The organism is Paenibacillus sp. AK121 (assembly GCF_019042715.1).
GTDB lineage: Bacteria > Bacillota > Bacilli > Paenibacillales > Paenibacillaceae > Paenibacillus > Paenibacillus polymyxa_C.
Genome location: NZ_JAHPJM010000009.1, coordinates 188,049 through 210,733, shown reverse-complemented (window position 1 = coordinate 210,733; position 22,685 = coordinate 188,049). Strand labels below are relative to the sequence as shown.

Genomic DNA, 22,685 nt, shown 5'->3' with positions numbered 1-22,685 from the left:
CGTTTGAGCAGAGGAGGAGAAACATGATGGCAATCTGGTTTCTGATTATTATTTATCTAGCGTTTATTAGCTTGGGAATCCCGGATTCTCTGTTTGGGGCAGCATGGCCTGTGATGTGGCCGGAACTCGGGACTGATTTTGGGTCAGCCGGAATAGTATCCATGGTCGTTGCAGGCGGAACCATTGTATCAAGTCTAGCCAGTGGAACTATCATTGAAAAAATAGCTACAGGCAAGATTACTCTAATGAGCTGCTTTTTGACTGCAGGAGCGTTACTCGGGTTTTCTTTTGCACCTTCATTGTTCTGGCTCGTACTCTTAGCAATTCCTCTTGGCCTCGGCGGGGGAGCTGTAGATGCAGCACTCAATCAATATGTGGCTACTCATTATAAGGCACATCATATGAGCTGGCTGCATTGTTTTTGGGGTGTTGGAGCTACGATGGGACCAATCATTATGTCTTTCTACATTTCGAACTACAATTCATGGAGAAGTGGCTATACAGTCGTATCCATGATTCAGTGGGGACTTGTTATTATTTTGCTTATTACACTGCCATTATGGAAACGTGTAAACGCGATACAAGATTCGATTATTTCTGAAGCTCAATCAGACTACTCACAGATGGATCACAATATAGCACAAGTTGAGAACACACCCAAACAAAATCTAATTCGAATGAAAGGAGTTAAGAACACGCTCGTTGCTTTTTTGTTTTATTGTGGTGTAGAGGCAACGGTAGGTTTATGGGGAGCCAGCTTTTTGGTAGGGGCTAGAAACATCCCAGCTGAAACTGCTGCTGGTTGGGTATCTTTGTACTACGGTGGAATCACGGTAGGCAGGCTGATTACGGGGTTTGTAACTTTAAAAATAAATAATCGTATCCTAATCCGGATTGGCCAACTTACTGCTGTTGCAGGCGGACTCATTTTGCTGCTTCCGTTGCCTGTTGCCTTTTTATTGCCCGGTTTTATCCTTATTGGATTAGGGCTTGCACCGATTTATCCTGGACTTCTTCATGAAACGCCAACACGGTTCGGTAAGGAAAACTCCGCCAAACTCATGGGTTATCAGATGGCAGTTGCTTATACAGGCACAACACTACTCCCGCCCATTGTTGGGCTGATAGCATCTCAGGTAAGTATTCATTTTTTTCCGGTTGCAGTCCTTGTTTTCCTTCTTTTTATGCTACTCAGTTCAGAACAAGTGAATCGTATACTGAGAAAGAGAATTTTGAAGGGTTAAGACAAATTAAAACTTGACTTGAAACGCGTTTCATCAGCTAAAGTAAATGTATACCCTAAAAGAGAAAGGAGAGCACTCTATGATCTCACTCATTTTATTATGTTTAGTTATATGGTGTGGTACTTACTGGTGCTTAGCATTATCAAGACAGCCTATGGATGTAAAACCTTACCGCTCCATCGATGATTTTTTTGAGTAGCTTTATAATCACTTAATAAAGGTACTTTTTTTACCATCTTTATTAACGTCTTTAATTAAATCTTTTATGAAGTGGACTGGAACTGTATCGAGCTGTTTAAATGGATTAGATGTTGTATAAAAGTTGCAGATACGACAGAAGGGAGTGCGACAATGTGGGGATTGAAGGAGTCTTATGCGTTACCGTTTTATGCATTACGTATTTCATAATCAGTAGTTTGGCTCATTCTTCTTTTGTTCAAAAGCTTGCAGCACGTAAGTTTGAGAATTTTAATAGAGACTTTGATGTTGATCCCTGGAATGAACATAAAAAAACGTAAGTATGAACTGACAATGAGTGTATCAAACAACTAAGGGAGGCTTATTTATGTTTAAACTGGTAGTAAGTGATTTGGATGGTACTTTTCTGAACAATAGTGGCACGTTTGATATTGAATTATTCAATCAAGTGTATGAAGAAATGCAAGAAAATAATATCTCCTTTGTTGCTTGTACAGGTAAGCAATGTGAAAGAGTAGAAGAATTGTTTGGTGAACATGGAAAAGGGATCTGGATTTTAGGGGACAGCGCGACTCGCATTAAAAAGGATGGAGTCGTTGTAAAAGAGTTTACAATTGAACGTAATTTAGCATTACAAGCGATCAATCAAATTGAAGCTTTTGCTAAGGATTTTATTATCATAGCATGTACAACAGAAGGAGCTTATGTTCACTCTCATATTCAAGAGGAATATTACAAAATTGTGAAGGGCTCCTACAAGGAAGTGCTAAAGATTGATTCATTTGATCAAATAAACAGCAACTTTCTTAAAATAACGGTTTACGATCCATCCGGGAGAAGTTCCTTGTTAAGAAAACATGTTGAAGAAACGCTGCTAGATCAAATTTATATTGTCGATTCTGAAGCAAATTGGCTGGATATAACAGCGCTTCATACTCATAAAGGGGAGACGGTAAGAAAACTCCAAGAGATATTGGGCGTTACTATGGATGAAACCATGTCTTTTGGAGATGGTGAAAATGATGTGGAGCTTATGAGTATTGCCAAATACAGTTTTGCTGTAAAAAATGCTTGTGAGAACACTAAAAATGCAGCAAGTTTTATTACCAAATCCAATGAAGAAAACGGTGTATTGTTAACGATAAAGAAAATGATGGATTTACAAAGGCACTAATATTAATTATCGTTTATGAGAGATAGACCTCCAGATTTCACACTACCGAATGAAGGGACTATACGCAGCATGAAAAATAAAATACTGGTTTTTGATATTGGCGGCTCTTTTATTAAATTCAGTTTATATTCTCAAGGTGAATTTATGACAAAGGGCAAAGTTGCTACACCGTTAGATTCACTAGAGAATCTGCTTATAGCTTTGAAGCAAATTCACAGTCAGTTTATAGATGAATGTGAAGGTATAGCCGTCAGCATGCCAGGTATTGTGGACTCTGTCACTGGTCATATGGTGCATGGTGGTTCATTAAGGTATATAAACGATATCAATATGATTGAAGTTTTTAAGAAAGCGTTCCATTTACCCGTAGCCATTGAAAATGATGGAAAGTGTGCTGCTCTTGGAGAAGTATGGCGCGGCTCACTACAGGGGATCGCTGATGGTGTTGTTTTGGTTGTTGGAACAGGGATGGGCGGTGGAATCATCTCTCAAGGTAAATTGCTGAAAGGCCATCATTTATCGGCTGGGGAATTCTCCTTCATCAGAACTAACAACGAGCATGCAGACAATGTGGATTATCTGCTTGGTATGCAGGGTAGTAGTTCTGTTTTAGCTAAAACGGTTGCCAAGGCTAAAGGACTTCCAGCAGATTCTATTACAGGTGAAAAAGTATTCAAGCTCATTGAAGAAGGTGATCACACGGTACAAAAGATTTTTCGAAAATACTGCAGGAACATCGCAACACAAATTATTAACCTACAAACAATTCTTGACCCTGAAAAGTTTGTGATTGGGGGAGGCATATCTGCCAATCCTTTGCTGGTTGTTACTATTAAGGAAGAGCTAGAGAAGCTTTATTTGCATTCAATCTTAAATTTTGTGCGTGCAGATATTGAGCAAAGTAAATTAGGCAATGAAGCGAATTTGCTAGGTGCTATATACAACTACATGCAATCACACCATCTTGAAGTATGAGATAAAATAAAAGCAAAAGAGCGTGTCTTTAAGCTTAAGACATGCTCTTTTGTATTCACCAAATAAACATAATATATATTATGTTTATTTGGTGTGTATAACATTCCGAAGCAACTTATTTTTCAATGAAGAATATGCACGTACGCTTACTTTTCATTTTCCGGAGGAGATTCAATGATTAGCCCCTGAACATGCTTGCGCGCTAGAAGCTTTCGTTTTTTTCGATTTTCCTTTGTTTCTAAAACGATATCCAAATCATAATCGTCTGGGTACAATTCTGTTGCTGCGATATGAAGAACGAGCCTCTTTTTGTTTATGATCAGCTTTTGTCCTTGAATCAAAACTCCAACATTGCCTCGTTCATCCTCCGTTTGGCAAACAATACCAGTTCGATCTAGGTAGCCGACATAAACACTATCTCCAAGAGCAAACGACCTGGTTATGAGTGGGTTCTCTTGTTTTTCCTGTTTTGCGACTGTATGGTCTGTAGATGCTTTTTTAGAGGCAGGTTTACATACATCATCAGGCCTTTTATCGTCAAAAGAAGGGGGAATAACCAAAGACTTCTGTGTATTCTGAGACGTTCTTCCAGCAGAAATGGCCTCCGAACGTTCGATAATGCGAGTCCACATGCCTAGTTTCAAAGCAATTGCGTATGCATAGCTTTCCCCAGCCTCACCGATGCGAAGTCGGTACAAGGGTTGCAACGTTTCGGTATCAAACTCCATACGAGCATTTTGAAATCCCGGTGTGTTTTCAGCAAAATGCTTGATTTCGCTAAAGTGGGTGGTAGCCACTACTGTCGTCCGTCGACGATGAAATTCTTCCAGCAGTGCGATAGATAGGCCTACGCCTTCTCCCGGATCAGTACCAGAAGCCATTTCATCGATCAGGATCAGAGTAGAGCTGCCTGCCGTTTCCAAAATGCCAATCATGTTGCGAATATGTGCAGAAAAGGTGCTCAAAGCATGTTCAATACTTTGGCCATCCCCGATGTCTACCACAATATCCTCGAATACAGCCATGCGACTGCCTTGCAAAACAGGTACCAGCAGGCCGGATTGTACCATGAGTGTTAACAGACCGACGCTTTTGAGAGCCATTGTTTTTCCGCCTGTATTCGGTCCGGTAATAATAAGTGAGGAATAACCTTCACCAATTGAGAAATCAAGCGGCACCATAGTATTCGCCATCAATGGGTGACGTGCACCATGGATATCTATAATCCCCTCATCGTTAAGCTCGACAGAAACAGCATCCAGGGTCATGGCGTATTTAGCTTTAGCCAATAAAAAATCCAGTATGCCTACCGTCTCTGTATTAATGCTTAGTTCCCGGTTGTATGACTCAGCCATTGCGGTCAGATCTCCCAGCACTTTCATTTCCTCTTTTGATTCCTCTGCCATGTTTGCGCTTTGTTCGAATTGTAGATTTACGATCTCTGCAGGTTCAACATAGACCGTTTGACCGCTTCCCGATTCATCCAGTACATTGCCTTTCACCTGTTTGCGGAATTCCTTTTTGATCGGAAGTACATAACGGCCATTGCGCTGACTGATCATATTTTCTTGCATGATGGATCGATGACGGCTGGTGAGAGAGTCTAATTTCCTCTTGATACGTTCTTCAGTAACTGCAATTTTTTTGCGAATTTTAGCTAGCTCTTTACTGGCGTTATCCGTCACTCGACCCGAATAAATGCATCTCTCGATTTCGGATAGGAGTGACTCCATACCATACATGGAAGAGGCATAAGCACTGACGGTTGGAGCTGCATCCGCCTTGGCTTGCATATATTTCATCAGCTGCATGCAGCTTCTGATGAATTGGGCCAAATGAGAAAAATCACGCTCGCTGAACATATAGCCGGTTCCCAAGAGGTGCAGAATGTGCTCCATTCCTTCCAATGAAGGAACGGGTACGCTAGCTCCGTGGCGAATGAGCTGTAAAGCTTCGCTCGTTTCGTTAAGACGAATTTTGATTGTACGGATATCTGTAATTGGTTGCATGGAAGCGGCATGATGCTTACCCAGGTATGAAAAAGCACATTCAGATACTCTTGTTTTAATCTGATCATATTCCAAACGCAGCATTGTAGTTTCGTTCATGAATAAATCTCTCCTTTAGATGTGTATTGACAGGATTTTTTCAAAACTTTTCTGGAAAACAAAAAAAGGGCGGAGAATGAACAAAACGTTCATTCTCCGCCCTTTAAGGAAGAGGAAATGTATCATCAAATAAGCCTATAATCCAGCATGTGAACTCACCAATTCTGCGTTTTAAACCACAGGCCAACCAACATATCAGTTAATTGGCTTATGAATAGAAAAACGTGTAAAAAGAGTTCACAAAGCTGGAAACAAAAAAACCGTGCTGAACACAGCACGGAATAAGGCCTAAATGAAAATAATCCCTAAGGCGATTTATGATATCCGCATGTTCTTAACTAATACCAGGGTAAAAACTCAGCAACAAACAAACCTGCCCCTGAAGGGTACAAGCGCCTGATGGTTTTCCCTGAATATGCAATTGCTTAGTTAAGAACGTTCACCGACATTAAAATCTCTCCCTTAATTGAAGATATATCCACAATATACAATCAGACAGGTATGGAAGTCAAGGCTGACTTCATCAATTTGATGAAAAAGTGATCATGAGGACAAGAAGTTAACGAAATATATATTATGTTAACTGATTTCAATTAAATGATTTATGAAAATGATCCCACTCCAGCAGGAATACAGCATCCATATGAAACAGAGTACTAACATTAAGAAACCGCCCTAGTAGCAGGCATATCATATCTCCCAGGGCGGTTTCTTGTGCTCTTATTTAGAATCAACGGATGTGACAGCTTGTACAGGCTGTCTGTCACGAAGCAGCGGTAACAACAACATCGATCCGACTAAAAATAAGCCGGCGCTCACGATATATACGGTGTACAGGGAGAATTCGCGTTTGAGTGTACCGCCGATGCTCATACCGACGACCATCATCCCCGAGAACAGGGGAGAGAGGGCACCACCGACTCGGCCGATAAAAGCAGCTTCGGCATTTTTCATCATCATCGTGTTGATACCGATATGAATGCAAGGATAAAATAGACCGCTAAGTACTTGTAATGCCATTGTCAGCACAATATTGTGCGACCATCCGACTCCAAAGGTTGTCAGTGTGCTGACCAGAAGTCCAGTCGCCAGCAGCAATTGCGGCTGAACTTTTTTGGCAATCCCCATAATCAGACCGCCGCCCAACAGCATAGCCGCTCCGTTCGCCATTAACGGCCATTGTAAAAATTCCTTATCTTGTCCGAGGTTCTCGATAGCGACAAAAACCATTAATGGTTGAATAAGTCCGACTGCCAGCCCAATTATGGTAAATGTTCCTCCAAGCGTGCGAAGTGTACGATTATTCCATACATAACGTATTCCTTCTTTAAGCTCTTCAATAAAATGAGTTGGTCGATCTATCTCAATTGCTTGTTCATCTTGTGGGATACGAGTCAGAACAAGCGCAGAGATGAGAAACAACATTCCTGTTATAGACAATGAAGAGAAAATACCAAAGTGTTGATAAATAAATGTACCGACGACAGGACCGATAACCATAAATAATGCCATGAGAGACTGAAAAAGAGCCATCACTCCCTGAAGCTGTTCCGGTGCTACATGCTGCTTTAATATCTTCATCGCAGATGGCTGAGAAAATTGAGATAGAATGGCCGAGAAGAAAGTGGATAGCAAGAGCACCTGCCATGACCCGTACCACAATGCGAGCAACACGATAAAAATGGATGCAGCCGACAGCAGGTCGCAACTAACCATTGTCCGTTTAGGCCGCCAACGATCCGCAAACGTACCTCCAATGATGGCAAACAGAAAGATAGGCGCAAATTCAGCAACCGAAATGAGCGATACGTATACGGGATCATTATGGGTCAGATCTGTTACATACAACAGTATGGCAAAGTTCCGCACCCAGATGCCCAAATTTAGCAACGCATTGGAGGCGATAATGGTCCTTATATATGGATTTTTAAACAACAGCAAACTCTCCCTTCCAGTTTTCAAGGGGTAAAACCCTCAAGGTCTTTATTTTTATTTTTTTATAAACAAAATTAATATTTGTCTATATAACAATAGATAATATAATAAATATACTACTATTTAGTCAAATGTTTTTTGTGATTATGAACGAACTAGAGCAGGAAAAAGGAAGTGATCAATCATGCTAAAGAATGCGGATTAGAATAGAAGGGAATGAGTCACTACATATTTATAAATTGGAAATTATACTCAAATAAAATAGATGAACATAATTAATATTATGTTAACTAATAAGCGCATCTTTATCTATCAGAATCTGAATCCGATGTACCTTTTAAAATCATAGTGATATAATTACGCGTACATGCCTGAAAAGGAGCGTATAGAACGTAAATGAACTTTCAAGTGGACTTTTTATCTTTTTTTGTGATTCAGGTAGACGGAAAAGAAGGACAAGGCGGTAAGTCCTACAAGCATTATGCTACAATGGATGACTATGATTACGACGAGAGTGATGTCAAAAAATTTCTGGACGGGGAATTTGCTCGTATTAGCAAGCGAAAGGTTGAAAAAAATCCCAGCACAGAGCAGGCACCGACCAAAATTGGCCGCTTTATCGTCGAACCGGAACATGAACTGAGCAGTAATCCGAATTTCAATATGTTCGCCCGACTACGTGCAGCAGAGGATAAGGAAGATTTTAAAAATGCATGTGATGATCTGGTGCGGATGTATTTGGATACAAGCGCGGTACGAGGTGGAGCACTGATCATTGTACAGGCTACATTAAATACCCACTCTGACGACCCGTTTATTTTTGTACTCAAATGTGATTTTGAACCTAAAATTGCACGGATTACTGAGAGTAGTCTGGTAAGTGAGGTCGAAATGGCGATTTCAGCCCGTAATATGAAATCCATCATGTATCCTTACATGCTGGAGGAGGGTATGAACGATGAATGGGAGCTTAAAATACATCAGTCTTCGCATGCACGGTATTTTGAAGACTTTTTGAAATTCGTCACTTATGAGCAATCCATGCCGGAAATCGTTAATGAGCATGTCATGGGCTTTGTTCAGAACTATGTAGAAACCAAATGGCCGGATGCATCTAATGAGGAAAGACAGCAGGAAGAGCGCGATCTGGAACTGTGGGCAGCCAGCGAAAAACGGGATTTGCAAGGGAAGTGGGAACCCCTTCAGGTCGTAGAGGCTGCGCAGCATATTGTCGAGCTAAAACCGGAAATTGAAGTTCGTTTCAAACTGGATGATACGGCTGTGCGTGGTTTACTATCCGACTTTGGTGCCAAGCTGCATATCACAAAACTTCATGATAGATATGCACTTATTATTGAAGGTGATGCATTTACGTTTGAAAAGGGATTTTCTCCGATTGAACTACTACAACCTGAATCCTTTGAAACAGTGGCTGAGCGGCTGAAAGAGAAAAGGCAGCATGAAAATGAGGGTGTGGATGGCGATACACCACCTTGGTAATTTGGAACGCATAGCAGGGCGACAAACGAACGAAATTATATTATAAAAAAACGGACCTCACAACGGATGTATCCGCTGTGGAGGTCCGTTTTTGTTTAGCATTTATATTCTTGACTTACTGAATTACATATGCACTTTACTAATTTGATCTTTCAGCTTGTCCGCAGATTGAACGAACCTTGCACGTTCCTCGTCATTGAGCGGAAGATCCAAAATTTCACGTACTCCATTGTGATCCACGATACTTGGAACACCTAAATAAACGTCAGATACACCGTTATAATCTTCCAGCAGGGTGGACACATTAAGTACCGACCCCTCGTCTCCGAGAATAGCGGCTACGATACGGTCAAGAGCCAGCCCGATGGCGTAGGATGTAGCGCCTTTGGCATCTATAATTTCATAGGCAGCATTCTTCGTATTCTCAAAAATTTCATTTTTCGTTCCTTCGTCCAACTCCAGTGGAGTTCCAGCCACGTTGGCTGTGCTCCATACAGGTAACTCAGAGTCACCATGTTCTCCAATAATATGGGCGTGGATGCTTCGTGGATCGATGCCCTTTTGCTTCCCGATCAGATAGCGGAAGCGTGCGCTGTCCAGCAACGTTCCTGATCCAATGACTCTGCTTGAAGGCCAACCACTGCGTTTCCAAGAGATGTAGGAGAGAATGTCCACTGGATTGGTTGCGATCAGCAAAATGCCATGTGTATTGACCTTGACGATATTATCAATAATACTTTCAAAAATTTCGGCATTACGCTTGAGAAGATCAATACGTGTTTCTCCCGGCTTTTGTGAAGCTCCCGCTGCAACAATGATGATATCTGCATTACGGCAGTCTTCATAATCACCCGCCCATACTTTGACACCGCCGAGAAAAGGAAGCCCATGATTCATATCGAGCATTTCCCCCTTCGCCTTTTTGACGTTGACATCAATAAAGACAAGTTCTTGCATGCGTTGGCGCAGCAGCAGGGTGTAGCCGGTTGTTGTGCCAACCGCTCCCATGCCGACAATAGCCACTCTACTTCGTTTGTAAGGTTTTAAGCTCATAAAATCCTCATCTCCTTCTCGGGTTGTATACCTTTTCATTTTGGGATATTACTTAAAAATTTATCTTTCCAACTTAGTGTACCCTATATACTAACCCACCGCAAAGAAATATGACATTTTTCCTTGACTTCAAAGGCGAGCTCGCTAATAATTAATCGAATGATAAGAACACGCACTAAAGCGTTGCAGCACCGATATTGACGCATGAAATTATGGAAAGAGGATTAGGAATATGGACTTATTTCGAAAAAAAACAGGACTGCTCTCGCACGAGGAAAGCGGATCTACAGGTCACTTAAAGAGAACAATGGGGCCTTTTGATCTCACCATGCTAGGAGTAGGATGCATCATCGGGACAGGGATTTTTGTTATTACTGGCAAGGCAGCAGCAGAAAATGCAGGTCCCGGCTTGATGCTTTCTTTTGTTATTGCAGGGATTGCCTGCGTATTGGCAGCCTTGTGCTATGCAGAGCTTTCATCTACAGTTCCCGCGGCTGGGAGCGCTTATGCATATAGTTATATTGTTTTTGGAGAAGTTCTGGCCTGGGTACTGGGTTGGGACTTGATTCTGGAATATGGAGTAGCGGCCGCCTCTGTGAGTAGTGGCTGGTCTGCTTACTTTCAAGGCTTGCTGGCCGGATTTGATATACATCTACCGTTAGCTTTAACCGCAGCCTTTGATTCGACCAAGGGGACCATTATTGATCTGCCAGCGGTGTGCATCATCATGCTCATTACACTGTTGCTAAGTCTCGGAGCCAAGGAAACGGTCCGATTCAATTTCATTATGGTTTGTGTCAAAGTTGCGGTTGTACTGTTATTCATTGCGATTGGAATCTTTTATGTTAAGCCTGCCAACTGGACACCATTTTTGCCTTATGGATTTTCTGGTGTATTAAGTGCTGCGGCAATCGTATTTTTCGCTTATCTGGGTTTCGATGCTATCTCAACTGCAGCCGAAGAGGTACGCAATCCGCAGCGGAACATGCCCATCGGCATTATCTCTTCTCTAGCCATCTGCACGATATTGTATATTGCCGTTTCAGTTGTGCTAACGGGGATGGTACCTTATACGCAGTTGGGCGTTAGTGACCCGGTTGCGTTTGCTCTCCGCTTTATTCATCAGGATTTCGTAGCTGGATTAATTTCAGTCGGTGCGATTGCAGGGATGACGACCGTTTTACTGGTTCTGTTGTACGGCCAGACACGATTAATCTTTTCCATGTCACGTGATGGCCTTTTACCCGTTTTTTTATCTAAAATAAATACCAAAACCCAAACACCAATTCGAAGTACATGGCTGGTGGGTAGCATTATCGCATTGGCTAGCGGCTTGTTCCCGTTGCATGCACTGACCAATCTAACGAGTATTGGAACTCTGTTCGCTTTTGCTGTAGTCTCGGTCGGGGTCATCGTTCTGCGCAAGACACGCCCGGATTTGAAAAGAGGGTTTACCGTACCATGGGTTCCGTTGCTTCCGCTACTGAGTGCTTTGGTTTGCATCGGTCTGATGCTTCAGCTTCATATCAGCACCTGGATCGGATTTATCGTGTGGCTACTGCTTGGATTACTGATTTATTTCTTCTATGGATATCACAAAAGTTTGTTGAACCATAAATCCTGAACAATATTAGTATAAAAAAAGCCGGTATCCTTCACTTTTGTGAAGGAGCCGGTTTTTTTTGTCATTACGCGAAAAGTGTCACATAGGGGTGTTTATGGTATAATTCTGTTTCAGATAAGCTTTTGGCACGTGATTACCGCATGCCATCGAGGGAGGATTTTGATATGAAACTGCGCTGGCGTGCGCTCTTGGGAGGAGTAATGCTGTTGACGGGTATTTTGCTAACTGCCTGTTCTGCTGAAACCCCAAAAACTGTAACTAAACCTTCGATTGAGGAACCAGATGACCAGGGACAGACGATAACTATTAATCCGCCGGTGACCCCGAAGGCGGGTGATCCAAACGCCAAATATGTTGTACAAACACGAATCGCGGATTTTCATTTAATCGATAACAATAAAGGGTTGGTTTGGGGAGTTACCCATAATGAGCTGCGCCTTTATGATACCCATGATGGTGGGAAAACATGGAATAATATTTCTCCCTCCGAAAATGTTCAATTTCAAGACAAGCTTGAATATGGCAAGGATATCAGCTTCACAGATTCCCGTCACGGTTGGGTTGTCCGTCAAAATCTGGACCAAACAGCAACGGTCATTCTAAGAACGTCAGATGGAGGACAGAGCTGGGATGTATCAGCGCTACCAAGCGGAGACCATGTAAGCTCGATTCAATATGTAAATCCAACTACAGGCTGGATCATGGCTTATATAAAACTGAATGAGCAGGATCAACAAAAAATGTTGTATCACACCACCGACGGAGGAGCCACGTGGAATAAAGTTGCCCAAAGTTCTGGTATGACATCCAACAAGTCAGGCTCAGGTTTACCCGATCAGGGCAGTGTGGCGGGAATGAGCTTTTCTTCCAACAATCAGGGTTTTGTGGCGATTAATGTGGACAGCAGGGTGAAGTTGTATAAAACTTCGAATCTAGGGAAAACGTGGACTCCGGTCGCTAACAGCATGCAGGGTTGCCCTCAGGCTAAGGCAGAAGCTCAGCAGTCTCTTGAAGGTAACAGTTCTTCATATTGGATTCCGGTTCTCTGCTACGGGGATAAAGGTACAAAATATAACGGGCTATTTACGAATAATACAGGAACACAATGGAATGATGTGCCATTGGGTCTGAGTAGCAATAATACTTCTATAACTCCTGGGCGTACCTTTCTAAGCGATAAAGAAGGGTGGGTTATAACCGTAAACGGAATGAGCCGTACAATGGATGGAGGGAAGACGTGGACAAGTCTCAGAGGCAACAAGGTGCTGCCTTCGAAGCTAAAAGACTATCCACGATCAGTCAAGCTACGTTTTGCTTCTTCATCGGTAGGTTGGCTGCTTTTGGAACGACTAGACGACAAGAAATCACTGCTGTTAAAAACAACGGACGGTGGTGCAAACTGGAGGATTTTATAATCACGATAAAGGTGATTGCCCTGGGATGTCTTCCCAGGGCGTTTTATTTTTAAAAAATTTAAATTTTATACGACAACATGTGAAAAAAATCACAAACTAACAAATAAGCCACTGTTATACTAAACCTGTAAACAACGATAGGAGTGATAATCATGAGAGCGAATCAGGATCATATGTTAACCCAATACTACCTTCAATTTTGCTACACTTGTCAGGATGCCTACGGTTGCACGACTGAAGAGGACTGCAAGCAATGCGCAGAGCGTTACGCCGAGGAAGAAGATCATGAAGTTCTGGATGAAACACAACGTTATCTCCAGCTTGTACATGTGTAAATCGATGAGCTATTCTGATATCGCCATATCTTGAGCCTCCCGGATTAATCCGTGGAGGCTCTTGGCGTTCTTGAGGGTTACTATCAAATTTGGGCAGCAACATACATATACTGTTATAGAAGGCTTGAGGCAGGTCAGGATGCCCGGTGGTTTCCCTGTGGAATGCCTGGCGGAGAGGAGTGCGGTGCATGGGATTTGAGTCATTATGGATGTTCGATTGGCTGGGTACGGTATTGCCCGTATTTTTCGTAGTTGTGTTGGGTATTGTCGTGTTGTCTGCGGGCAGGGAAGTCATGGAATGGAGCCGGAACAAGCGGCAGCCTGTGTTGACGGTGGGTTCCCGCATTACGGCCAGAAGGACACATCTCCAACAGAGGCGCCAGGAGGAACAAGGCACTCGTACCTATACCTTCTATTATGTAACCTTTGAGGTGGAGAGTGGCGACCGGATGGAGTTCAAAGTATCTGGGGAAGAATATGGTCAATGTGCTGAAGGGGATGAGGGACGGCTTACTTTTCAAGGTACAAGGTATATTGGATTTCAGCGTCTTAATCGCTATAGTTTGGAGCAGGTTAAAATGTAGGATTCAGTCAAAAATATTCATGCTCATTTACAGCCTTCTGCTAGGAGTCAGGGTAGGGGGCTGTGAATGTTTCTTGTACGGCACATTTTGGTACATATATACTAAAACAGAGTAGTTCAGAGGAGGAATAAGTCGTGTCATTTGAAGGACAAGTTGTTATTGTAACAGGAGCAGCGCATGGTATCGGGAAAGAGGTCGCTTTTGCCTACGCTGCTCAGGGTGCCAGAGTCGTGTTTGCTGACTGCAATGAGGAAGAGGGCGCCGCAGCTGCTGCAGCAGTCCGGAACGAGGGTCATCAGGCCATTTTTATCCCTTGTGATGTGCGTAAGGAAGAAGATATTGTAGCGCTGATCCGTGCCACGGAAGAAGAATACGGTACAATTCATACATTGATTAACAATGCAGGCGTGTCCAGATGGAAATCTCCATATGAGTTAACCGTAGCAGAATGGGATGACATTTTGAACACAAACGTACGCAGCTGTTTTATTGCAACAAGAGAAGCGGCTAAGGTAATGAAGCGGAACGCAGAAGGGGGCTCAGTGGTTAATATGACCTCTACACGAGCTTTCATGTCAGAGCCGGATACAGAAGCCTACGCGGCATCCAAAGGAGCCATAGCCGCCCTTACACACGCGATGGCCATATCGCTAGGAAAGGATAGGATTCAGGTCAATTGTATTAGTCCAGGATGGATTGAAACCGGGGATTACGAGCAATTGCGTGCTGAAGACCATCAACAGCACCCGGCTGGACGAGTAGGGACCCCTAAAGACATCGCACGAGCCTGTCTGTATTTGACACAACCGGACAATGATTTTGTAACAGGCACGAATTTGGTGGTCGATGGTGGCATGACGCGTAAGATGGTTTACGAGCCATGATAAAAGCCTAAATAAGTAGTCCCATTTTTGGGGCTATTTTTTTATTTTCTGGACTGTCACTTATTGGGCATTTGTACCATAGGATAGGGTATGTGATTGAGAAGCAAGGAGGGGACGCGATGGCTGTAATCAAGACCAACTCAGGGGATGTGAGGACCCTCGCCCGGCTGATGCGGGCTGAGGCCGAAGGTGAAGGTGAGATGGGAATGCTCATGGTTGGTAATGTCGGTGTGAACCGAATTTTATCCAATTGCCTGGATTTCCAAGGGATACGCCTCATGAATGACATGGTGTTTCAAAGCCCCGGAGGTTTTGAAGCTACTCAGAAGGGGTATTTTTATCAGAAAGCCCGTGATCGGGACATTCGACTTGCCCAGCGTGTAATTAATGGAGAAAAAATACGTCCGGCATCCAATGCATTATGGTTTTTCAGACCGGCTGGTGAATGCCCGGGTACCTGGTATAACCAGACCAATACCGGACGCTTTAAAGCCCACTGCTTTTTTAGCCCGACTGCACAGGACTGTCCTAATGTATATTAGACACCTTTCAGAATGGCTTGAAGAATTAAAGTTAAATTAAAACCATCTTAGGAGGAATTTACATGATTTCACAGCAAGCTTACCGTCCCGTATCTTATGCTTCCGGTAATGGATATCCCGAATGGCCAAGAGGGATGGCTCCAACCGGAACCATGCAACCTATGCAACCTATGCAACCTATGACTGGCTTTCCACCTCAAGTAAGTAGTGGCAGCCCTATGACACCAACGGGTACAGTGGTGCAGGTTCAGACTCCGCAATACGAGCAATCATACATCGAGAATATTTTACGCTTGAACTTGGGCAAAACGGGAACCTTTTATATGACCTATGAAAATAACCGGGAATGGAATGCTAAAATATTCAAAGGCATTCTAGAAGCAGCAGGTCGGGACCACATTATTATTAGTGATCCGGCGACAGGCAAACGGACCATTCTGCTGATGTTAAACCTGGATTATGCAACTTTTGATGAGCCATTGTTGTACCAATATCCCGGCGTCATCGGGAACCCGGGCGGATCTCCGGTTCGCTGATGCCTTCATATATATGAGTTTACATCCTCTGCCAGACGGCAGGGGATGTATTTTGTTTATATTCTTTCTCAAATATAGTTGCTTTCTTGGTGGTAAGAGGCGAAAATGAGAGCTTTCCGACCTAAATGATAGAGGGATTGATTTTTCTGACATTGCTTGTGGTTTGACTGTATAGAGTATAGTTATATAATTAAATATAAGCTGATAAATGATTTAATCATTTTTGCGGAATATGGCTTAGGGAAGCCGGAAGGGGTGAATGTGTTGGGAAGTTGACGCTGCTTATGATGTGTTATCGTTCTGTCTATGATGAAACTATCCGAAGGAGGTGCGCCTGTCTGCCGTAATGACGGCTGATGGGGAGCATATTGAGTGACCCTTTACCGAGTATGTTTAACTTATTTATTGTTTTTGCATTAGTATTATTGAATGGATTTTTTGTATCTGCGGAATTTGCCATGGTGAAGGTTAGGGGCAGCCGTATAGAAACCTTGGTGGAGGCGGGCAATAAAAAGGCCGTATACGCCGCCAATATGATACACAATTTGGACGCTTATTTGTCTGCTTGCCAATTGGGTATTACCCTAGCATCGTTGGGACTGGGATGGATCGGAGAGCCGGCCATCGCACATTTGATTGAACCTATATTTACTGCCGCTGGCTTGGGGGCGGTATACGTGCACGGTACTGCCGTGGTCATTGCATTTATTGTCATTACGATTCTGCATATTGTATTGGGTGAATTGGCACCCAAAACGATAGCTATTCGTAAATCTGAGACTATTACGCTGTATTCGGCCATGCTGATGACTTGGTTTTACAAGTTGATGTATCCATTCATATGGGCGTTGAATGGAATGGCGAACAGCCTGCTGCGTTTATTTCGTCTGGAGCCGGTATCCGAATACGATGATTCCGCGCATACGGGGGATGAAATACGCATTCTGATGAAAGAAAGCAATAAGAGCGGACTAATTGATAATACGGAATTGGCGCTTGTTGATAATATATTTGATTTTGCCGACACGACCGCCAGGGAAATCATGATTCCGCGCACGGAGATGATCTGTTTATACAGTAATGAGTCTACAGAAGAAAATCTCGCGATTGCGACGGAAAGCATGAGAACCCGTTATCCAATCTGCGCCGAAGATAAGGACCATATTATCGGCTTTATCCATATTAAAGATCTTCTACGTGCAAACACGCTGGATACCCGTACGATGATTCGCCCGATTCTTGCTGTTCCTGAATCAACGCAAATTAGTGATCTGCTCAAACGCATGCAGCGTAGCAAGACGCAAATTGCAATTTTGATTGATGAATACGGTGGCACATCGGGTATGGTAACGCTGGAAGATATTATGGAAGAAATCGTCGGTGAAATTCAGGATGAGTTCGACCAAGAACGTCCGAGTTGTGAGCAGATTAATGACGAGGAATTTTCCATTGACGGTATGTTATTAATTGATGAAGTGAACGATCGTTTTGGACTGGATCTTGATCATGAGGATTATGATACAGTAGGAGGCTGGCTGTACTCACATGTAGAGGTTATTCCTCCACAGCCAGGCCAGTCTGTAGTGTTTGAAGGATGTATGTTCATTGTGGAAGAAGTTGAAAACAAGCGGATTTCACGTATTCGGCTAATTAAACAGCCTATCGTCGTGGAGGAAGCAGGAGTCTCATAATGGAATAAATATGGAAAGCGACCTTCAATGATGTGGGGTCGCTTTTTAATTTGCCTTCTTTACATAAAGGATATGAATTGATATGATATTCGTGTTATTGTCAACCTAATCGCATATCAATAGGTTGACAATAGAGCGAATTTCCTTACGCTAAAAATCTCATCTGGTTACATGTTCATTTAAATGAGGGAGGAAGAAATATGAATTTATTCAATAAGGATGTAGATTGGGGCCGATTAGCTGAAAAAGCGATCCATTTCAGCAATCTGACGCTGGAAGAAGGTACGGGGGTACTGGAAGCGGACGATGCAGAAATATTACCGATTATGCAAGCTGCATTTAAGGTGCGGCATCATTTTTACGGAAAAAAAGTAAAGCTCAATATGATCATGAACGCCAAAAGTGGTCTGTGCCCGGAGGATTGTAGTTATTGCTCACAATCCATCGTTTCCACGGCACCTGTCAGCAAGTATAGTATGCTGGACAAGGAATCACTGTTGGCTGGGGCAAGGGAAGCCGTAGCACGAAAAGCAGGGACATATTGCATTGTAGCTTCCGGCAAAGGTCCGACAGATCGGGAGCTGGATCAGGTAATTGATGCTGTACAGGAAATTACTCGTACCATGCCGCTCAAGATTTGCGCTTGCTTGGGGATTCTCAAGGGAGATCAAGCACGGCGATTGGCAGATGCGGGGGTACACCGTTACAATCATAATTTAAATACAAGCAAGGCCAACTATCCCTCGATTACAACCACACATACATATGATCAACGCGTCGAAACTGTGAAAATGGCTCAATCACACGGAATGTCTCCATGCTCTGGCGTTATTATCGGTATGGGGGAGACGAATGAGGAAATCGTTCAAATGGCTTATGCCTTACGAGAGTTGGATGCCGACTCTATTCCGATTAATTTCCTGAACCCAGTCCCCGGAACCCCTTTAGGAGAAGCACAGCGGATCTCGCCGATCCAAGCTTTGAAGGTATTGGCACTGTTCCGGTTCATCTGTCCATCCAAGGAAATACGCGTTGCAGGCGGAAGGGAGTTAAATCTGCGTTCATTACAACCGCTATCCCTTTATGCAGCAAATTCGATTTTTGTAGGAGATTATTTAACGACAGAAGGCCAAGAAGTTACCGCTGATCATCAAATGATAGAAGATCTTGGCTTTGAAATTGAGATGTGTGCTCTTTCAGCCGTATAATAGAGATTGTACAAACATGGAAGGGAGAGTTGAATGATGAGCGAAAAAGTATTTATTAGTCCAGGTAAATATGTGCAAGGGAAAAATGTGATTGATAAAACAGGTGAATATGTTAAGCCTTTAGGTCATACGGCCTTGGTTATTGCGGACAAGCTGGTTTGGGAGATTGCAGCCGATCGGGTGGTCAAAAGTCTAGAACAGGCCGAGATTACGGTGGTAAAGGTTGAGTTTCAAGGAGAAGCATCCAAAAATGAAGTAAACCGTATTGCTGATGAGGGACGAAGCGGCCAGGTCGATATTGTCATTGGTGTAGGTGGCGGTAAAACGTTGGATACCGCCAAAGCCGTTAATGAGCTACTCGATTCCTCAGTTGTGATTGTTCCAACGACCGCCTCTACAGACGCACCCACCAGTGCACTATCTGTTTTGTACACCGATGAGGGTGCATTTGATACGTATTCCTTTTTCAGTAAAAATCCAAGCTTAATCCTGGTTGACACGAAAATCATATCTCAAGCACCGCCTTTGTTCCTCTCCTCAGGTATTGCCGATGCTATGGCAACATGGATTGAAGCCCGCGCAGTCATTGAAGCTCGTGCTACCACTATGGCTGGCGGCTTGCCAACGTTGGCGGCAGAAGCCATTGCGTCCAAGTGCGAGGAAGTTCTTTTCGATTACGGACTGCAAGCTTATGAATCTGTGAAACGCAAAGTTGTTACACCAGCGCTTGAAGCGGTGGTGGAAGCCAATACGTTGCTAAGTGGTTTGGGTTTTGAAAGCGGTGGCTTGGCAGGCGCACATGCCATTCACAACGGTTTTACCGTACTCGAAGGAGACATTCATCACCTGACGCATGGTCAAAAAGTAGCCTTTGGCACCTTAGTACAGCTTGCCTTGGAAAAAAGACCTTTAACTGAGGTGGAGCGGTATATTGATTTTTATCTAAAACTGGACCTGCCTGTTACGCTGGAAGACATTAAGCTGCAAGAAGCCTCACGAGAGGATTTGTACCGGGTAGCTCAGGCTGCTACCAAAGAAGGCGAAACAGCTCACAATTTACCATTTGCTGTTACAGCGGATGATGTGCTTGATGCAATCTTAGCAGCTGACCAGTATTCAGTTGCCTACAAGGCTAAAATTGGATATTGAAACTAATCCCATACTAATAAAGTAGGTTCAGAGGTCGCTAATAAGCGGCCTTTTTCCATTATTTAACTTGCAGCTTATGGTATGATTTTCATGGTACATAATTAGGAAATCCCGGGAGTATATTTACGGCTCCCCTAAATTTTGAGAGGAGTTTAGCGATGGCAAAGTGGAATGTAGAAGATCAAGGTACTCAATATACTATTGAGTATAAGCGTGGCTTTAACGGTGGAAAAGTCATTGTGAATGGTAGCGAGCAGAAGGTGAAAAGCCAGAACGCATTTTTAAACTTGATTGATTTTCCAATAAGATTAAAGGAGAAAGCTCTGAATGTTGTAGTCATTGGCAACAAAGCAGATTTAGCTGTGAACGGTATATATCTTGGGTCCAATCAACCTTATGTTCCAGTAAGTAAGGCTCCGGGCTGGAGTTGGGCTTTTGTCGTGGTCAGCTTGGTTATAGGGTGGTTATTTGCAGGCGTCTTTGGTCTGTGTTTAGGGATATTAGGTAGTATGTTCTATGTGAAATCATCTTTATCCTTACATCAAACCATTAATCGAAGAGTCGTAAGCTGCTTTATTGTCTTTTTCATCATCAGCATAGTACAAATCGTTTTTGGACTTGCAGCGAACTATTGGATTAATACACTGTGAATATAGGTAACATATCCTAACGGACGAAGCAAGAAGGCTCTCCCGCATGAAGCGGTGAGAGCCTTTTTTGCCGTGTTAGATCGCCCAATTTCCTTTACGGAAGATCGGTTCCTCAGTACCGTCTTCGGTAACGCCGTTGATGTCCATTTCACCTGAACCAATCATAAAGTCGACGTGAGTCAGACTGGAGTTCAGACCGTTGGCAGCCAACTGCTCTTGAGTCATATCTTTACCACCTTTAAGGTTGAATGCATAGGCATTACCGATAGCCAGATGGTTCGAGGCATTTTCATCAAACAATGTATTGTAGAATAAAATATTTTTGTCAGAGATCGGTGACTTGTGAGGCACGAGCGCAACCTCGCCCAGGTAGTGTGAACCTTCGTCCATTTCTACGAGATGCTGGAGAGTCTCCAAGCCGGTTTCGGCCTGTACATCGACAATACGTCCATTTTCAAAGGTCAGTGAGAAGTTGTCGATAATGTTGCCACTGTAGCTGAGTGGCTTGGTGCTGCTGACTTTACCGTTTACTCCCGTTTTAAGTGGAGCAGTAAATACCTCTTCAGTAGGCATGTTGGCTACAAAACTATGTCCCTGTTGGTTGATGCTTTCGGCTGCTACCCACAGATGGTCTTTTGCAAGTTCGATGGTGAGGTCTGTACCTGGAGCCAGATAATGCAGCTTTTTATAGCGTTTGGAGTTTAAAATATCAGCTTTGCTGGAAAGAGTTTTCAAATGCTCATTCCACGCCTCCACAGGGTTGTCCAGATCCACACGTACAGTGCTGAAAATGGCTTCCCACAGTTTATCCATTTGCTCGGAAGCTGGCAGATCAGGGAACACTTTGGCTGCCCATTCTGCTGAAGGATAAGCAATCAGAGACCAGCTGAACTTGTCAGCCATTTGGTATTCACGGTATTGCCGTAATTCATGTGATCGCACACGCTGGGCAGCGGTAATTCTGCTGGACGGAATCCCTTGAAGCAAATCAGGATTCTCGGCAATGACATGGAGTACTGCAGCGCCATTTTCCACTTCTTCAGTCATTTCGGCTGCGTACCATTTGGGAGCAATATTAAAAGTTTCATCAGGAGCTAGTTCATACTGTAATCGGGTAACCGTCTCATCACTCCATTTTACTTTTACCAGCTTGGCTCCGACAGTATACGCTGATTTAACGATAAGTCGTACGAGTTCGGCGGACGAGATTGGCGCATGAACGATAAGTGTCTGCCCAGGTTGGACATTCGCGCCCACTCGAACGGCTAATTCCGCATATTTCTGCAATTTTTGTTGAAAATCTGACATGTAACTTTCCTCCATTTCACGAAAAAGCCTCAAATAAGAATAGGGTAATTTGCACAGTTTTTTTGCAAATTCCACACATAGCTTATATATTGTACAATGTAACGAAAAGGTTCACAAATCAGTTTTGGTACTTTTTAGTGAAAATGAAAGGGCGGTTAAATAAATGACAGAGCAAAATTCTTCTCAGGAATTGAAAGAAGTACATATTCAACAGGCACAAATGACAAGAGATGAGAACGGTGCATATTTAGGTCAAGTGGTATTTGGAGTAGACGGACAGAGTTCTATATATGAAATTACCTTCCACAGTAAAAAGGGAAAGGAGTGGGATTATAGTCTCCATTTTGCTGGAGAGCCGCGCTTGGAGGAAGAAATGCTACAGATGGATAGCTGGATTGAAGAGAATGATGATCTTTTCGACTATTTGCTGGATGCGGCATGGAGTAAATTACCTGAGTAATGTAAACATGGTCTATTTTCGTGACAAGCGGATTATATTTAGCAGTGTCCGCATAATCTGCTGACATGGGGGAAGCCTATAGGTCGAGTATAACAAGAAATTCCATGTGAAT

The 22,685-nt window shown here is 43.2% G+C and carries 20 protein-coding genes; 16 read left to right on the top strand and 4 right to left on the bottom strand.

The genetic code is table 11. The annotated features are described in order from the left end of the window. Positions 1-23 precede the first annotated feature (23 nt). The 3 genes from KSP24_RS17320 to KSP24_RS17310 all read left to right on the top strand — a co-directional run bounded on the left by KSP24_RS17320 (position 24) and on the right by KSP24_RS17310 (position 3,591). Complete coding sequence (locus KSP24_RS17320) at positions 24-1,244, top strand: MFS transporter (RefSeq protein WP_216975995.1); 1,221 nt, start codon at positions 24-26, stop codon at positions 1,242-1,244. Positions 1,245-1,809: 565 nt separating this feature from the next. Beyond that, the gene (locus tag KSP24_RS17315; protein WP_216975993.1) at positions 1,810-2,616 is read left to right on the top strand and encodes an HAD-IIB family hydrolase; all 807 of its coding nucleotides are present in this window, start codon (positions 1,810-1,812) and stop codon (positions 2,614-2,616) included. Positions 2,617-2,685: 69 nt separating this feature from the next. After that, complete coding sequence (locus tag KSP24_RS17310) at positions 2,686-3,591, top strand: ROK family protein (protein WP_064964155.1); 906 nt, start codon at positions 2,686-2,688, stop codon at positions 3,589-3,591. Positions 3,592-3,737: 146 nt separating this feature from the next. Here KSP24_RS17310 and KSP24_RS17305 read toward each other — a convergent pair whose 3' ends face one another. Both KSP24_RS17305 and KSP24_RS17300 read right to left on the bottom strand, forming a co-directional pair. Further along, entirely contained in the window at positions 3,738-5,699 is a 1,962-nt protein-coding gene (locus tag KSP24_RS17305) for an endonuclease MutS2 (RefSeq protein ID WP_216975991.1), read from the bottom strand. A 720-nt stretch (positions 5,700-6,419) separates the two neighbouring features. Continuing rightward, positions 6,420-7,634: an MFS transporter gene (locus KSP24_RS17300; RefSeq protein WP_216975989.1), complete on the bottom strand. Its 1,215-nt coding sequence runs from the start codon at positions 7,632-7,634 to the stop codon at positions 6,420-6,422. 396 nt (positions 7,635-8,030) lie between these two features. Here KSP24_RS17300 and KSP24_RS17295 point away from each other — a divergent pair, with 396 nt between their 5' ends. Further along, complete coding sequence (locus KSP24_RS17295; protein WP_013371391.1) at positions 8,031-9,134, top strand: DUF3900 domain-containing protein; 1,104 nt, start codon at positions 8,031-8,033, stop codon at positions 9,132-9,134. Positions 9,135-9,257: 123 nt separating this feature from the next. On the opposite strand, the gene KSP24_RS17290 is transcribed toward KSP24_RS17295, so the two are convergent. Next, a complete protein-coding gene (locus KSP24_RS17290; RefSeq protein WP_013371390.1) occupies positions 9,258-10,187 on the bottom strand; it encodes an L-lactate dehydrogenase in 930 nt (309 codons plus the stop codon). 232 nt (positions 10,188-10,419) lie between these two features. On the opposite strand from KSP24_RS17290, the gene bcaP reads away from it, so the two are divergent. The 11 genes from bcaP (at position 10,420) to KSP24_RS17235 (ending at position 20,805) form a co-directional block, all read left to right on the top strand. After that, positions 10,420-11,811: a branched-chain amino acid transporter BcaP gene (gene bcaP, locus KSP24_RS17285; protein WP_216975981.1), complete on the top strand. Its 1,392-nt coding sequence runs from the start codon at positions 10,420-10,422 to the stop codon at positions 11,809-11,811. Between the two features lie 164 nt (positions 11,812-11,975). Then, positions 11,976-13,226 carry a WD40/YVTN/BNR-like repeat-containing protein gene (locus KSP24_RS17280; protein ID WP_129549407.1) on the top strand — a complete coding sequence of 417 codons (1,251 nt, stop codon included), beginning with the start codon at positions 11,976-11,978 and terminating at the stop codon, positions 13,224-13,226. A 152-nt stretch (positions 13,227-13,378) separates the two neighbouring features. Continuing rightward, positions 13,379-13,561 (top strand): hypothetical protein, encoded by a 183-nt coding sequence (locus KSP24_RS17275; protein WP_013371387.1) that lies wholly within the window; start codon positions 13,379-13,381, stop codon positions 13,559-13,561. Between the two features lie 188 nt (positions 13,562-13,749). Beyond that, a complete protein-coding gene (locus KSP24_RS17270) occupies positions 13,750-14,145 on the top strand; it encodes a DUF2500 domain-containing protein (RefSeq protein WP_013371386.1) in 396 nt (131 codons plus the stop codon). A 134-nt stretch (positions 14,146-14,279) separates the two neighbouring features. Beyond that, a complete protein-coding gene (locus tag KSP24_RS17265) occupies positions 14,280-15,029 on the top strand; it encodes an SDR family NAD(P)-dependent oxidoreductase (RefSeq protein ID WP_216975979.1) in 750 nt (249 codons plus the stop codon). Between the two features lie 119 nt (positions 15,030-15,148). Next, positions 15,149-15,571, top strand: coding sequence for a cell wall hydrolase (locus KSP24_RS17260; protein ID WP_013371384.1), 423 nt, complete (start codon positions 15,149-15,151; stop codon positions 15,569-15,571). A gap of 62 nt (positions 15,572-15,633) precedes the next feature. Further along, a complete protein-coding gene (gerQ, locus tag KSP24_RS17255) occupies positions 15,634-16,107 on the top strand; it encodes a spore coat protein GerQ (protein WP_058830855.1) in 474 nt (157 codons plus the stop codon). Positions 16,108-16,496: 389 nt separating this feature from the next. Beyond that, positions 16,497-17,798, top strand: a complete 1,302-nt coding sequence (locus KSP24_RS17250) for a hemolysin family protein (RefSeq protein WP_013371381.1) — start codon at positions 16,497-16,499, stop codon at positions 17,796-17,798. Positions 17,799-17,998: 200 nt separating this feature from the next. Then, on the top strand, positions 17,999-19,006 hold the full coding sequence (bioB, locus tag KSP24_RS17245) for a biotin synthase BioB (protein WP_216975977.1): 1,008 nt from the start codon (positions 17,999-18,001) through the stop codon (positions 19,004-19,006). A 36-nt stretch (positions 19,007-19,042) separates the two neighbouring features. Next, positions 19,043-20,155 (top strand): glycerol dehydrogenase, encoded by a 1,113-nt coding sequence (locus KSP24_RS17240; RefSeq protein WP_064964151.1) that lies wholly within the window; start codon positions 19,043-19,045, stop codon positions 20,153-20,155. A gap of 158 nt (positions 20,156-20,313) precedes the next feature. Continuing rightward, positions 20,314-20,805 carry a hypothetical protein gene (locus KSP24_RS17235; RefSeq protein ID WP_025678931.1) on the top strand — a complete coding sequence of 164 codons (492 nt, stop codon included), beginning with the start codon at positions 20,314-20,316 and terminating at the stop codon, positions 20,803-20,805. Between the two features lie 75 nt (positions 20,806-20,880). Here the strand turns inward: KSP24_RS17235 and KSP24_RS17230 are convergent, their stop codons facing one another. Next, the gene (locus KSP24_RS17230; RefSeq protein WP_040103648.1) at positions 20,881-22,113 is read right to left on the bottom strand and encodes an aminopeptidase; all 1,233 of its coding nucleotides are present in this window, start codon (positions 22,111-22,113) and stop codon (positions 20,881-20,883) included. Between the two features lie 163 nt (positions 22,114-22,276). Between KSP24_RS17230 and KSP24_RS17225 the strand changes: the two genes are divergently transcribed. Next, a complete protein-coding gene (locus tag KSP24_RS17225; protein ID WP_013371376.1) occupies positions 22,277-22,573 on the top strand; it encodes a hypothetical protein in 297 nt (98 codons plus the stop codon). Positions 22,574-22,685: the final 112 nt, after the last annotated feature.

Coding starts and splice junctions, on each gene's coding strand:
- KSP24_RS17310 (WP_064964155.1), top strand. CDS start 2,686: ATGAAAAATAAAATACTGGTTTTTGATATTGGCGGCTCTTTTATTAAA.
- bcaP (WP_216975981.1), top strand. CDS start 10,420: ATGGACTTATTTCGAAAAAAAACAGGACTGCTCTCGCACGAGGAAAGC.
- KSP24_RS17270 (WP_013371386.1), top strand. CDS start 13,750: ATGGGATTTGAGTCATTATGGATGTTCGATTGGCTGGGTACGGTATTG.
- KSP24_RS17290 (WP_013371390.1), bottom strand. CDS start 10,187: ATGAGCTTAAAACCTTACAAACGAAGTAGAGTGGCTATTGTCGGCATG.
- KSP24_RS17275 (WP_013371387.1), top strand. CDS start 13,379: ATGAGAGCGAATCAGGATCATATGTTAACCCAATACTACCTTCAATTT.
- bioB (WP_216975977.1), top strand. CDS start 17,999: ATGAATTTATTCAATAAGGATGTAGATTGGGGCCGATTAGCTGAAAAA.
- KSP24_RS17320 (WP_216975995.1), top strand. CDS start 24: ATGATGGCAATCTGGTTTCTGATTATTATTTATCTAGCGTTTATTAGC.
- gerQ (WP_058830855.1), top strand. CDS start 15,634: ATGATTTCACAGCAAGCTTACCGTCCCGTATCTTATGCTTCCGGTAAT.
- KSP24_RS17260 (WP_013371384.1), top strand. CDS start 15,149: ATGGCTGTAATCAAGACCAACTCAGGGGATGTGAGGACCCTCGCCCGG.
- KSP24_RS17230 (WP_040103648.1), bottom strand. CDS start 22,113: ATGTCAGATTTTCAACAAAAATTGCAGAAATATGCGGAATTAGCCGTT.
- KSP24_RS17240 (WP_064964151.1), top strand. CDS start 19,043: ATGAGCGAAAAAGTATTTATTAGTCCAGGTAAATATGTGCAAGGGAAA.
- KSP24_RS17295 (WP_013371391.1), top strand. CDS start 8,031: ATGAACTTTCAAGTGGACTTTTTATCTTTTTTTGTGATTCAGGTAGAC.
- KSP24_RS17235 (WP_025678931.1), top strand. CDS start 20,314: ATGGCAAAGTGGAATGTAGAAGATCAAGGTACTCAATATACTATTGAG.
- KSP24_RS17280 (WP_129549407.1), top strand. CDS start 11,976: ATGAAACTGCGCTGGCGTGCGCTCTTGGGAGGAGTAATGCTGTTGACG.
- KSP24_RS17315 (WP_216975993.1), top strand. CDS start 1,810: ATGTTTAAACTGGTAGTAAGTGATTTGGATGGTACTTTTCTGAACAAT.
- KSP24_RS17250 (WP_013371381.1), top strand. CDS start 16,497: ATGTTTAACTTATTTATTGTTTTTGCATTAGTATTATTGAATGGATTT.
- KSP24_RS17305 (WP_216975991.1), bottom strand. CDS start 5,699: ATGAACGAAACTACAATGCTGCGTTTGGAATATGATCAGATTAAAACA.
- KSP24_RS17225 (WP_013371376.1), top strand. CDS start 22,277: ATGACAGAGCAAAATTCTTCTCAGGAATTGAAAGAAGTACATATTCAA.